9 protein-coding genes and 1 pseudogene are annotated in these 14,263 nt (G+C 27.7%); 7 read left to right on the forward strand and 3 right to left on the reverse strand.

What is annotated here, in order from left to right:
• Positions 1 to 1,244 precede the first annotated feature (1,244 nt).
• The 7 genes from ACWJKS_RS19205 (at position 1,245) to ACWJKS_RS19235 (ending at position 8,715) form a co-directional block, all read left to right on the forward strand.
• Positions 1,245 to 1,406, forward strand: a complete 162-nt coding sequence (locus ACWJKS_RS19205) for a CLI_3235 family bacteriocin precursor (protein WP_462961127.1) — start codon at positions 1,245 to 1,247, stop codon at positions 1,404 to 1,406.
• A 119-nt stretch (positions 1,407 to 1,525) separates the two neighbouring features.
• Complete coding sequence (gene ccpM / locus ACWJKS_RS19210) at positions 1,526 to 2,962, forward strand: Cys-rich peptide radical SAM maturase CcpM (protein ID WP_462961128.1); 1,437 nt, start codon at positions 1,526 to 1,528, stop codon at positions 2,960 to 2,962.
• 20 nt (positions 2,963 to 2,982) lie between these two features.
• Positions 2,983 to 4,101: a TIGR04066 family peptide maturation system protein gene (locus ACWJKS_RS19215; RefSeq protein ID WP_462961129.1), complete on the forward strand. Its 1,119-nt coding sequence runs from the start codon at positions 2,983 to 2,985 to the stop codon at positions 4,099 to 4,101.
• A gap of 15 nt (positions 4,102 to 4,116) precedes the next feature.
• Positions 4,117 to 4,413, forward strand: a complete 297-nt coding sequence (locus tag ACWJKS_RS19220) for a peptide maturation system acyl carrier-related protein (protein WP_462961130.1) — start codon at positions 4,117 to 4,119, stop codon at positions 4,411 to 4,413.
• Entirely contained in the window at positions 4,414 to 5,994 is a 1,581-nt protein-coding gene (locus ACWJKS_RS19225; RefSeq protein ID WP_462961131.1) for a S8 family serine peptidase, read from the forward strand.
• A 279-nt stretch (positions 5,995 to 6,273) separates the two neighbouring features.
• Entirely contained in the window at positions 6,274 to 7,929 is a 1,656-nt protein-coding gene (locus ACWJKS_RS19230; protein ID WP_462961132.1) for an ABC transporter ATP-binding protein, read from the forward strand.
• 210 nt (positions 7,930 to 8,139) lie between these two features.
• Positions 8,140 to 8,715 (forward strand): polysaccharide deacetylase family protein, encoded by a 576-nt coding sequence (locus ACWJKS_RS19235; RefSeq protein WP_462961133.1) that lies wholly within the window; start codon positions 8,140 to 8,142, stop codon positions 8,713 to 8,715.
• A 153-nt stretch (positions 8,716 to 8,868) separates the two neighbouring features.
• Here the strand turns inward: ACWJKS_RS19235 and ACWJKS_RS19240 are convergent.
• From ACWJKS_RS19240 to istA, 3 genes and pseudogenes are all read right to left on the reverse strand, one after another.
• Positions 8,869 to 11,739, reverse strand: a pseudogene (locus tag ACWJKS_RS19240) (Tn3 family transposase); the annotation flags it as partial.
• A 91-nt stretch (positions 11,740 to 11,830) separates the two neighbouring features.
• Entirely contained in the window at positions 11,831 to 12,574 is a 744-nt protein-coding gene (istB, locus tag ACWJKS_RS19245) for an IS21-like element helper ATPase IstB (RefSeq protein ID WP_220320588.1), read from the reverse strand.
• Entirely contained in the window at positions 12,562 to 14,124 is a 1,563-nt protein-coding gene (gene istA, locus ACWJKS_RS19250; protein WP_462960359.1) for an IS21 family transposase, read from the reverse strand. The genes istB and istA overlap by 13 nt, the downstream gene beginning before the upstream one ends.
• Positions 14,125 to 14,263 lie beyond the last annotated feature (139 nt).

Consider the following 14,263-nt stretch of genomic DNA (forward strand, 5'->3'; position numbering starts at 1 on the left):
CCATTTTTACAAATGGGGGGCTTTATTTTTATAGACTTCCCTTAGCTTGATGGCTATGTTGCCTTACCCCAACATAGTTAACATTATCCTCTGTTTAAGTAAGCAACTAATAAAACCACTATTAATTTGCTTCGCCATAAGTTACAGCTGCGCCGCAACTCTTTATTTTAGCATATTTGTAAATTTTCTTCATAAGGAAAGAAACAACAAAAAAAATGTAAAATAACCTAATAACTATAATAAATAAGGATGATGAATTAACTAAAAGTAGTGCAAAGTATTATTAAGAATACTTTGAAAAAGAATTAAAAGCACGTTTCAATTTATTTGGTAATGCTTCAGTTTATTATTAGTACATTAAAATTGCTTGATAAATAAAACAATATAGCTATTTTGGGATATTAATTACATAATGTGGCCTAGAACCAGAATCAATATTCAAAACAATGAAGTATGTGCCTTCATTTCCTAACAGTGGATTTGTCGATATTTTTGACGCACGTAAGTAGGTAATAAAGTTTGTATACTGGCATAACCATATTCATATGCATAGTGGCATCAAATATTTGACCCATATAAGAGGCATTACAGCTTGGATAAAGATATTATAGATAATAGAACAAAAGTGTATTCAATGGCAAAAAAGAATCATCCTGAAAGATGGAGTAGAGAAATCAGAAATTAAGATTTGCCCAAATATGTATCTTTAAAGCCGATAAAGGAATAAGAACTTCTTTATATTGAAAATGGATCGTCATAAAGATTAAAAGTAAAAATTGCGACAACTTTATTGACAAATCGAACATTATAAGCTAAAATAATACAATCATCGTATTATTTGACATTATAACAATTTAATTGTATATTTGTTATTAAAATACTTATTTCAGTTTTAGAGAGAAATAGTGGATTTGTCGATATTTTTGACGCACGTAAGTAGGTAATAAAGTTCGTATACTGGCATAACCATATTCATATGCATAGTGGCATCAAATATTTGACCCATACCAGAGGCATTATAGCTTGGATAAAAATATTATAAATAATAGAACAAAAGTAAAAATTGCGACAACTTTATTGACAAATTGAACATTATAAGCTAAAATAAGACAATCATCATATGATTTAACATTACAACAAGTTAATTGTATATTTGTTATTAAAATCCTTATTTCAGTTCTAGAGAGAAATAGTGGATGTTAATATATATTGTAAATTTTTTTATTACGGGGGAGGATTATAAAATGAAAGTATTAGGAAAAAAAATGCAAAAAGATATTCAAACTATTGAAGCATATGATTTTTGGGGTTGTTCAGGTCTAGCTCTATGTGTTTGTGGTGACGCGTCTAACGCTTATCAGACAACAAATAATACTCAGTATAGATTTATGAGAGCGAATCACTAGTATTACACTTTAATTTAAGAAAGAGTAGGATAAAGAACTTTATCCTACTCTTTCTGCATAAAATTCATCCACAACATGGTATTATAATAAAAATTTTTTTGAATGTAGAGGTGAGGTATATGAATAATAAGCCGTTTATTAAACTTTTTAAAACAAGTGGTAAATATTACATGTATGATGTGAATAAAAATACTATTTTAAATATTAGTAATACTCAATATGGTATTATAAAAAAACATTTAGAATGTAATGATAATTACATAGAATCAGAAGAAATAAGTAACCTTTGTAAAGAAGGGTTTTTATCTTCAAATAGAGTAAAAGAGATAATTCATCCTGCTGATGAGGTGCTACCTTTCTATTTAGAAAATAACGTAAAAATGCTAATTTTGCAAGTAACTCAGCAGTGTAATTTAAGATGTGAATACTGTGGTTTTTCGGGTGGTTATTTGAATAGAGGTCATGCAAATAAAAAAATGGATATTTCAACAGCGTTAAAAGGCATTGATTTTATTATTAATCACTCGAAGAATAATGATGAAATCTATATAGCATTTTATGGTGGGGAGCCCATTCTTGAGTTTAATCTTATTAAACAGTGCATAGAGTATTGTGAGAAAGAAGCAGATTGTAAAAATGTGTTCTTTAGCCTAACTACAAATGGATCAATTCTTACTGATGAAATTATAGAATTTTTCTATAAACATAATGTATCATTAACAATTAGTCTAGATGGTCCTAAAGAAATACACGATGTTCATAGAAAATTTGCTTCAAATAAGAGTGGAAGTTTCGATAAAGTAATTAGCAATGTTATTAATATAGAAAAAAAATTTCCGGATTATCTTAATAACATTTCATTTAATGCAGTTATTGACACTCAAAATGATTTTTGTTGTATAGATAAATTTTTTCTTAATGATGATACTGTAAAAAACATACCACTGAATGCCTCAATAATAAGCGATAATTACAGTAAAACTCATATTGAAATGGATGAGGATTATTATTTAAAATATGAGTATGAGGTATTTAGAGTTTTTTATTACTTGATAAGAAAAAAGAATGTTAAAAATTGTTCTAAGATAGCAGTACCAATATATGATGAGATATCAGCATTTTCAAAAAAACTGCTACCAGAAAAACCGCTACCAGAAAAAGCACATCCTTCTGGAACTTGTATTCCGGGTTGTCAGAGATTATTTATGAATGTAGATGGATTTTTCTATCCATGTGAGAAAGCTAGTGAATCTTCTGAAATTATGAAAATAGGTCATATAGATACTGGTTTTGATATAAATAAGATAAGAAAAAATCTAAATATTTGTAAGCTAAAGGAAGATGATTGTAAAAATTGTTGGGCAATAAGATTTTGTGGTATATGTGCATGTTCAGTAGATAATACAAAAAACGAATTTTCAAAGGAATTGAAAGAAGAATATTGTAAAAATCTTAAATCAGCAACAGAAGAAACACTTAAAGATTATTGTTTTCTAAAAGAATTTGGTCATAGCTTTTCTGAGGAAGATAGAAAAAGACGTCTATCTGAAAATTAAATTGAAATGAGGATAATAAAATGAAAAATAAGTACCAAACAATGATATATCCGTTTGATGTAGAGTCTGTACCCTTAATAAGGCATAATAATCTTATTAATAATTATCTTATTACACATGTTATATCTCCAAATGGGTGGGGACTTGTCGGTAAAGATGCAGGGGAGGCTGATAACGGACAACCTATAGGTATAATTGTAGAGAATGATTTTGATAAAGCATTATCAAACTGTGATGCAGTTTTTTTTAATACACCCAGTAAAAAAGTAGACTTAGATAAAGTTATATATCCCAAAATAATTAAAGCGGCTGAAAATTCAAAACATATAATATGCACTATAGAAATTGAAAATAGAATGATTGATGAAATATCTCGTATTTGTCATGAAAATAATAAATCCTTTGAATATTTTACAGATAAATTAGATAAAGTTATTAGTCCTCCAGCTGAAGAAATTTATCAAATTGATACACCTGTAATTTTTGTAGTTGGTTTGGCTGAAAGAACGAATAAGTTTGAAATACAATTGAATTTAAGAAAACACTTAAAAGAAATGGGATATAAGGTATCGCAGGTAGGAACACGTCATTATTGTGAACTAATGGGGTTTTATTCATTTCCCCAATTTATGTACAGTAAATCTTTTACCGAATCAGAAAAAGTAACTTTATTTAATCACTATATTAAGAGTATATCAATTATGGAAAAACCAGATGTAATAATAATTGGTATACCTGGTGGAACAATCCCTTTTAATAATAAATTTACAAATAAATTTGGGATTTTAGCTTATGAAATTTCACAAGCTGTTACACCAGATGTTGCTGTGCTTAGTATACCATATGGAAATGTCCCATTAGATTTTTTTGAGTCAACATCAAAATCTAATAAATATAAATTTGGATATAGTGTTGATTGTTATAATATTGGGAATGAATCTTTAAATCTTCAAGCAAGCCAGATAACAGGATCATTACAATATATTACTATGGACTATAACTTTATTAATGAAAAGAAAAATACGTATAGTAGTTCAAATATACCTGTATATAATACTTTAGATACAGACGATGCTAAAAAAATGTGTGAATTTTTAATTAGTAATCTGCAAGAGTATGGTGATATTAAAAATATTTAATTGGAGGGAATTATTGTGAAAAATTTTTCAAAGGATAATGATATAAATATAAAATTGAATAATATATTTAAAAATAGATTTGATGAAGATTTATTTAATAATAAGCAAGATATATATATTAATGATAATTTACTAGGTAATAAATTATCATTAAGGGCAAGAGATCTTATGTGTTTATTAGATGATGTTGAAAAAGAATTTGACATAACTATTTCTGATGATGATATAGATAATATTAAATTTAATACAATTGATAATATTATCTATATTATTAATAAAGCATTACAACAAAAAGAGATTGAGGCTATTTAAATGATAAGTGTTGCGGTAGTCGATGATGGAATTAGTAATGGGCTCTTGGGTACAAATAAAATTGCACATAGTATAGAAATAACTTCTGATTTAATAATACAGTATGTTAGCAAACGTAAGATTAGCCATGGCACTATTAGCCATGGCACTATTTGTGCTGCTATAATAATGAAATATTATCCTAAAATTGTACTTACTAGTATAAAAATACTTAATCGTAAAAGTCATAAATGCAAAACAGAGCAACTTATAAAAGCTATTGAATGGTGTATATATAATGATGTTCAAGTTATTAATCTTAGTGTTGGTACTATAAATTATAAAGATTTTGAACATATAAGAGAAACAATTGATAAAGCATATAACAAAGGTCTTATTATTGTGGCGGCATGCAATAATAAAGATATATTTACTTATCCTGCCTCTTATACTAATGTAATTGGTGTAAAATGTTGTAAAATTGATAGTTTAAAAGAAGGAGAACATATTTTTAATATATATCCTATTGATGGTATTGAAATAACGTCTTGTAGTGAGCATAAAGTATTAAAGAACAACTTAAAATCAAAAATTATAAATAATTGTAATAGCTATGCAGCACCGATGATCACTGCTAAAGTTTGTAAAATAATAAACGAGTTCCCAAATATAACTTTAGAAAAAATAAAGGAAGAATTATATAAACATTCAATTAATTATATAAATAATACATTGAATGTAAATAATTTTAAAAGTATAGATTGGATTGGGAATGCTGCGTTAATAAATATGAATAAAAAAAAAGAAATCCCTCAATTTTCTTATACAAATAAAATTAAGACTTTTAAACTATTTAATTGTATTAATGTTGACCAATTTGATACATTAATTTTATTCTATAATACAATAGATGATTATGAAAAGTTGAACCCACTTATATACCAATTTGAAAAAAAACAAAAAAACATTATTGCTATAATTGATGATCCCCAATATAAAATTTCTGAAGCTAAGCATAATAATGACTATGTAAAGTTTTTGAATGCTTCAGTAGTAAATCATTTTTATGAAGGATGCTTAACAAAAAAAAAGATCGATGTGCCATTAATAATAGTTTATGGTTATACAGATAGTAAATTGGTAGAATTATTAAAAATATTAATTGATAAATTTAGAGATGATGGATACTATGCTGCAGGTATATGTACAAAACCATTAGGTATTTTATATATGTTGGAATACATTCCTGTAAGTGAGGAAAGAAATTTTGCAGAAATAAAAGATAAACTTGAAGCATTATATAAAGTTTATGATTACGATATTATTATTTTAGGATTAAGGATTCATATAGAAGATACAGATAAAATTAAGGATATTAATGTATCTTTACATCCTGATAAAACTATATTCCTGATTGATAATTTTACATATAAAGTTAAGAGAGATATAGAAGATATATGTACAGATGCTCCTTTAATTATAACGACTCAATGCGAAATTAAGGAATATGCTTATTTGGGTTATACAATATTTAGCTACAAAGATTTAAATTTATTTTATGAATACATTTTAAGAATATTTTGTGAAGATGAAGCGGAATAGTTTTATTCTAAATTATTGCAAAAATGAAAATTTAGTCTATGGGATTATAGCCACTTCTAAGCATTATCTTAATTAAACATTTTTCAAAAAATATAATCACTCAAATAAAGAACATCCTATAACAGCCAAACAATAATGTGAATTATTGTTTGGCTGTAAAGAAATAAAAACGGTATAAATTCATTATATATTATGGTATATGATGACAACATAATATAGAAGGTTACGATGAGTTTGTAATTCATAGGATAATATTAAACATTGAAAAGAGGTAAAAAAATGGGTAGCTATACTAGCTTATTTAAATTAAAACCATATATTAGAAAGTGCAAGATTTGGTTTTGGAGTGGTATCGTAGGAATGATTATTTGTTCAGGTATTTATGTACCTATACCCTATTTGACAGGGTATATAATAGATAATATTTTATTAAAGCGTGGAAGTTATAATAATTTATATAAATTCATAACTATTTTGGCTTTACTTTATATATTGAACTATGTGATATCCTTATATTCTAAAAAACTTTTTATAAAAATCGAGAATTTTATTGTAAATGAAATAAGAATGTCACTGATGGATAAAATAATTGATTTACCTATGAGTTTTTTATCTAAAACTGAAAAAGGTTATATATTAAGCCGAATTAATGAATGTTCCAATATAGGAACATTATTTTCTCCTACATTTGTAAGTACTTTTTTAACCGTTTTCGATTTGATATTTGCACTTATAATGATGTCTGCTTTAAATTACAAGTTAACTATTGTAGTATTGTTTTTAATCCCAATATATTATTACACAGTCAAATCTTCATTAAAACACTTGACTGATAGTACAAAAGTATTACTAGAAAACGCAGCAATTTTAAGTGGAGAAACTTTCGAAGTTTTAAATGGTATAGAAGAAATAAAGATACTAAACGGTAAAGAAACTCAATTAATTAAATTTAAAAACAAGCTGGAAGCTGTGATAAAAAGCGGAATTAAGCAAAGCAAGCAATTTCTACTTTTTATGGAGAATATTACTTTAGTAGATAATTTAGCTACAGTGCTAATATTGTTATTTTCAGGGCTGCTAATTTTAAGAGGTGAACTAACTATTGGAATATATACAGCTTTTGCTACCTATATGGGTAGGGTGTTTGGGAGTACAATGGCTTTTGCTAATCTTGGAATGACACTAAAACCAATATGTGTTAGCATTGAAAGACTTCAAGAATTTTTAGATTTAACAGATGAAAATGACCATAGATCTGACATAATAGATGAATCAATTCAAACAATTAATATTAAAAACTTAAGCTTTAAATATGAGTCTAATGGACAAAACATTATTAATAATTTGAGTTTTATCATTAATAAAGGGGATAAGCTTTTCTTAAAAGGAGAAAATGGCACAGGTAAATCTACATTAATAAAAATCATTTTAGGTTTATATGACGCGTCAGAAGGAGAAATCTTTATTAATGATAAGAAATATTCTAAGTTAGACAAAAAAAGTATAAGAAAAAGAATAGGAGTTGTGTCTCAAAGTATATTTTTATTTAAAGGAAGTGTTTGGGAGAATATTTTATATGGACAAGTTGATAAAAACAAAGAGGATATAATTAATTTAATTAAAGAATATAACTTAGAAAAGTACATAGACAGTTTTGATAAAGGTTTGGAAACTGAAATTAGTCAAAATGGTACAGGAATGTCAGGTGGGCAAACTCAAATTATTGCATTTTTAAGAGCTACTATAACTAAAAAAGATATCATTATATTGGATGAAGCTACTTCAAATCTGGATAAAGAAACCAGAGAGGTTATTCATGGAATACTTAATGAAAGAGATATTGCTAATATCATGATTGTTATATCTCATCAAGAAGAAGGCTTAGAATTTACTAATAAAACACTTTGTATGAATAAACAAAATAATGAAAATTGAGCTTAGAAATTAAAGAAGACTACTGACTCATATAAACTCATAATTTGAGACTTGATTTAAAATACTCATTACCTAATATACCATTTTGGAGGAAAAGTTAAAACTACCCAAACTTTAAATCAAAATGGAAAACAGCATCAAAGAAATTTCATGCTAAAGTAAATGATTTTAATATGATATAGTTAAAACGTAAGATTAATAACTTATGATATGGTTAACTTAAGTACTGATGAATTATATGATTTTATGGTTAAAAACAAGATCGTTCCTAAAAAATCAGTTCTAATTACCTTTGATGATGGTTATGTAGATAATTATACTAATACATTTCCTATTTTAAAAAAATATAATTTTAAAGCAACCATTTTTGTAATAACAGGTGATGTGGACAAGGGTAAGCAGTTTTTATCCTCAGTGCAGCTAAAAGAAATTCAGAAGAACGGAATAGATATAGAAAGTCATACTAATTTACATGACAAACTAGGGGCATACACTTATGATGCTCAGCTAAAACCTTTGAAAATATCCAAGGAGTATATTGAAAAGACTTTAAATAAAACTGTTAGATATATATCCTATCCTTTTGGAAGCTATAATTTAGATACATTAAAAGCACTAAATGCTGCAGGTTATAAAATGGCATTTACACCGAATGTAAGATGGACAAATATATCTAATGGAATTTTAACTCTTAACCGAGTATTTATTAGTGGGTTTCATCACAGTAATTCTTTTAAAACAAGAGTAAATCATAGCTGGTATTTATTTAAATATTTATATTTATAAAATATAGAGGAAACATTTTATGCGCAAAAAAAGTATATATTACGTAATATACTGGTACCTATAGGGGTAGTGCTCGCAATTTGTGCAAAAGTGCCATCAAGGAAAAACAGTTACCATAAATTCAATTTAATTGAAATAGGTAACTGTTTTTTATTAGATTGATTTTAATGGTCTCATATTATTTACTAAATCATAATCACAATTATCATCAAAATTATACTGTCCAATAAAATTTATATGTTCCCATCCTAAAGGAGAAATATGCTTCATATACAATTCATTAACTTCTTCTGTTTCTTTTAGTTTCTCAATAGCTTTAGGTAAATATAATGTATTCCAAAGAGTTATTGAATTTATAATCATGCTGAGGGCAGTAGCTCTTTGTACTTGTCCTTGAATATCTTTCTCATAAAGCATTCCGTGCTTTCCAAAAAATAAAGCTCTAGCCAAAGCATTTATCGCTTCACCTTTATTTAATCCAGTATTGATTTTTCTTCTGAAATTCTCATCCGAAAGATAATCTAATATGAAAATTGTTTTTTCTATCTTTCCAATTTCACTTAATGCCTTCGCTAAACTATTTTGTCTTGAATAGGAGCCTAATTTACTCATTATCAATGATGCTGATACTTTACCTTGTTTTATTGAATGGGCAAGTTTCAATATATCATCAAAGTTCTCTTTTATAATATTAATATTTATCTTACCTTTTATAACTGATTGGATATTTTTAAACTCTTCTTTTTTTTCAATATAATATAATTTGCAATCTGATATATCTCTAAGTCTTGGTGCAAATCTAAACCCAAGCAATTGAGTTAATCCAAATACTTGGTCTGTATATCCCGCGGTATCAGTATAGTGTTCTTCAATTTCAAGCTCTGTATTATGATTGAGAAGTATATCAACTACATGAATTGCATCCCTTGAATTTGTATTTATAACTCCAACTCCAAATCTAGAATATTGGTCACTTACAGCTGAATACATAGTTACGCCTTTTTCAAATCCATAATGTGGATTATAAGATGCATTTAAAGTTTCAACACCTGTTATAACCCTTACACCATCAGATGATGAAGTAGTACCATCACCCCAATATCTAGCGTAAGGTTGCTTATGCTGACAGTTAATAATCTCTGCCATAGCTTTATCTAAATTATCATCGCTCATTCTCCAATTAGCAACATTGCTCATCTGTTTATATGTTAATCCTTTTACTGCTTGTTCCATTTTTTTGAGACCTATATTAGCACCAAGCCCCATAAGAGTCGCTATTATACAACTTCTTTCAGTATCTTTAGGTTCTTTATTAGTTGAAGTATGTATTAACTTTAAATCAAACATTGTATGTTTGCAAGTATCTATTAATATATCTGATAAATTTACTCTAGGCATTAAATTGTAAATTTTAGCAGATATTTTTTTTGCCTCATCTGGAACTGCTTTCTCTAATTTTGATAATACAAATTTATTATTTTCTATTGATACACCTTTAAGTTTTTTTATATTATCAGATACGTATTTTAATTTGTTATTTAATAGGGCCAATCTATCAGTTAAGTATTCTTCAACATCTAAAGGTACTTTAAAATCAATACTTTCTTCTTTGTATTTTAGCCATTCTGATTCATTCATAAGATATTCTTCAAATGGAATATGCTGCTTACTTCCGATAATAGATATATCTCCAGAACGAATGGCATTTTTAAGTTCAGTAAATGCTGCTAATTCATAATATTTTTTATCTATATTTCCCTCTTGGTCATAAACATATTCTTCCCATTGACTAGTTACAAAATCTAAAGGAGCATCATTTGGTATCTTTCTTTTGCTTGTATTATTAACTTCTTTTATAGTTTCTAATGCTTTTAATATAGGGGTTCCTGACTTAGATGCTTTAAATTCAAGCACCTTTAATAATCTAGGAGTATACCTTCTAAGATTACTATACTTTTTAGCTATTAAATCTAAAGTGTTATATTCTTTAGGTCTAGTAATTTCGGCTATTGAATGTACAAATGCTTCCCAGGGCATGATATTTTCGATATTCTTAAAATCAACTGAAGTTTGCCCTTCTTCTTTAGTTTTAATTATCAAATTTCCAAGCTCCACATAATTGTGAAGACCTAAATTTGCTTTTTTTCCATTTTTTTTAATAAGATTTTCTTGCTCTTTTTTACCAAATGATTGAATGTCTTGTACTTGAATATCATGTATTTGAATCGCTTGATCTATAAGCTTTTCACAAAATAGAATTAAATATATTGAAAGAATAGAATATCTTTTTTTAGCATCAAACCTTTTAAAATCATAAGCTTCATATTTTGAACCCAATTTACATAATTCTTCAATTTTATTATTATGGATATTCCTTAAATCAATATTTTCTAACTCTAGACTACGAATGTATTCAATTCTATCAGCAATTGCATTAAAAGTTTTTGACGATGACTTGCCTGGTACTTCACGTAACCATGATAATTTAGTTTTTATATCTCCCTCTTGAACTGTTACTAAATTATCTAATTGCTGTTTGTTTGCCATAGTTACTGAATTATTTATTAAATTAAAAATAGAATCTTGAATATTCTCTTTAGCTTGCCAAACTATTTGTTCAATACTTCTTATTGAAGGAATTACTACTCTGTTTTTTCTTAATATATCAAGGGCATAGTTTACAAGCTTAAAAGAATTAGTTTCACTTTGAGTTATTTGTAAGAGTTCCTCAAATAAAAAAATTTCTGTGTTTTTATCATATTTTTTATAATTAAATAATCTACAAATAGTTTCTAAATGCTCATATTTAGTATTTTTTCTATTAAAATATTTATAAAAATCCTTTGAATCCAAATCTAATTGATTAGCAACATAATGTACTATTTTCATAGGTATATTTGTGAATTCAACCAATGGCCATCCCGATTGTCTTAAAATAGTTAATTGTAATGCAAACCCAAGTTTATTATAATCAAGCCTATAAGTACTTATTATATCAATATCCTCAAAACTTAAAGTATAGTGATAAACTAGTTGTTATTGGCAAGTACTTTTGGAGAAATTTCGGCAAACTATTTTACTGAATTTATCCCAGTATATTTTTCCCATTTAACTGCTAAAATATAGATTTTCTGTGCTCCAACCTATAGCTCTTTCCAATCATGTTAAAAAGTTCGCACCTATAAGATATTCTATCTAATACAGCTGTTGTTAATGCTGGGTCTCCTAAAAGCTCTACCCATTCTTCGAATCCTTTGTTAGAAGTTATAATTAGTGATGCCTGTTCATGAAGGGATGATATTAATTGAAAGAACAAATTAGCCTCATCTCTAGTTATAGGAAGATATCCGACCTCATCAATTATAACGAGGCTTGAAGAAAGGATTCTATTTAGTTTACCTTTGCTTTTTCTTGATATCTGCTGAGTTTTCAAAACATGCATCAGATTATCCATAGTTACAAAACTTACCTTATAACCTGCCTCAACGGCTTTATAACCCAAGGCAATAGCTGTGTGAGACTTCCCAACGCCCGGTGGGCCTAAAAATATAAGATTATACATCCTATCTATCCATTCCATTTCCATGAGTCTGTTTATTTGTTTCTTTGTTATTGATTTTTGAAATAGAAAATCAAATTCCTCCATTGTCTTTTTAACTGGAAAGTCAGCATATTTAAGTCTTTTTTCTTGTGTTTTCTGATCTTTCAAAACAACCTCATTTTTAAGTATTGATAATAGAAAGTCTTGATAGGAAACATTACCTAACTCACCTTTTTCAATAATTTTATCTGCATCTACATTTAAATAGTTTAGCTTAAGATTTTTGGCATACTCTTTGATTAATTCTAATTTCTCCATGATTGCTTGTCCTCCTTCAAAGCATTAATATAGTCACTTATACTTCTTACTTCCGGTTTTAACCCTCTATACTTTGATGGTATAGATAACTTGTCAATTACAGATTTTTTATCAACTTTTGCAATATCCTGTATCGCAAGATATTCAAGGGTTTCTTTAAACATTCCAGCACTCCACAAGTTTCGTATAACACAATAATTAAATGCTTGTTCTATTAGCGAAGCTTCATATGAATGTACTATATTTAGTATTGAACCAAATTGATCTTTGCAGTATCTTGGTTTTTCACGTTTTATGCCATCTAGTAGCATTTTTGCATTTTCAGTTTTACCGAGAGCAAAAAACAATCTTTCATAAACTTGGTCAATAGAACTGTGAATATCCCTTTCGGGATGAATTATTTTTATAAGTTCACCCTGCCTTGTACTTACTTGATGACTTGCTATTAATACACCTGTATCAAAATCAACTATATTCATTTTGGAGCCTTTTATCATTAATTTAAGTTCTTTACCTGGGCTATAAGTTCCTTTGGGCACTTGATACCTGTTCTGTTTATACAAAATTACATTGTTTTTTCGTACAGCATAAGTTAAACTAGTATTAGATGAATTTTTTTCAAAGAGTTCAGGTACTGGTAGCAAGTGTTTCTTTTCGAGAGCAAACACTTCTGCCGGTATTTTTTTCGTTATTTCATGTTTTTTACCATTGCCTGTTCTATCTAGCCATTTGAATGAGTCTTCATTAAAGGAATCAACATCTATAAATACTCTGTTTATAGCAAAGTTATATTTTGAGTATTTTACCACAGATTCTATTTTCCCCTTACTTTGAGGATCAAAACCTCTACAAAGCCTAACTTTATATTTCATAGTATTAATATAATTTTGAAAACCTTCGGTATAAATAATGTCTCCAGAATTCTCGGCTACTGCAAGCACACGATCTTGGTCATACACTATTTCAATAGGCATACCACCAAGATATTCAAAAGCTCGATTATGAGCATCAATAAAAGAGGCGGTAGTAAATGGTTTGTCTGTCCAAAGTATGTATTTATACCTTGAATGTGATAAAACCATTGCAAAGCAATACACTTTTACTTTGTTTCCATTTAATCTTTTGAGCCATATTTGACCCATATCAACCTGAGCTTGGTAGCCCATGGGAAGTTCATGTACTTCCTCAAATTGTCTTATTGGCGAAGCCTTAGGCAGATTGTATTCTTTCCTTAAATTACTAATATAAAGCCTTAAAGACCTTTCTTTAAATTTTACATCACCATATCTTTCCTTTATCCAATCAAGTACTTGTGCTGCTGACATATCTCTGAAATCAGTAATCCATTCTAAAATATCATCTTTGTAGATATCAATTTTTTTATGTCTATTCTTCGATTGAATAGTGACTTTAGCATATTCACCAGGATCCATGTCCCAATACTTTTGAACTGTTTTGTAATTTATATTTAGAGCTCTTTCAACCTGTGATTTATTAAATCCAAGTGCTTTATATTGTTTTATTTCACTAAACATATTCCATCCTTTCAATTTTAAATTCCCCCTCTGTAAAATAGAGCTTTCACGGAAACTCCTTAGCTCCTGTGATTACTCATTTTTAGTATCATTAATTTTTGTTGATTCCCCCACTTTTTTTGCATAAAACACTTGACAAGCCTGTAAAATTTTG

The organism is Clostridium sp. CM038 (genome assembly GCF_055081105.1).

What these genes read in the sequence shown, in the direction of transcription:
- ACWJKS_RS19235 (WP_462961133.1), top strand. Translation starts at nt 8,140, where the DNA reads ATGGTTAACTTAAGTACTGATGAATTATATGATTTTATGGTTAAAAAC.
- ACWJKS_RS19205 (WP_462961127.1), top strand. Translation starts at nt 1,245, where the DNA reads ATGAAAGTATTAGGAAAAAAAATGCAAAAAGATATTCAAACTATTGAA.
- ccpM (WP_462961128.1), top strand. Translation starts at nt 1,526, where the DNA reads ATGAATAATAAGCCGTTTATTAAACTTTTTAAAACAAGTGGTAAATAT.
- istB (WP_220320588.1), bottom strand. Translation starts at nt 12,574, where the DNA reads ATGGAGAAATTAGAATTAATCAAAGAGTATGCCAAAAATCTTAAGCTA.
- ACWJKS_RS19225 (WP_462961131.1), top strand. Translation starts at nt 4,414, where the DNA reads ATGATAAGTGTTGCGGTAGTCGATGATGGAATTAGTAATGGGCTCTTG.
- ACWJKS_RS19230 (WP_462961132.1), top strand. Translation starts at nt 6,274, where the DNA reads ATGGGTAGCTATACTAGCTTATTTAAATTAAAACCATATATTAGAAAG.
- ACWJKS_RS19215 (WP_462961129.1), top strand. Translation starts at nt 2,983, where the DNA reads ATGAAAAATAAGTACCAAACAATGATATATCCGTTTGATGTAGAGTCT.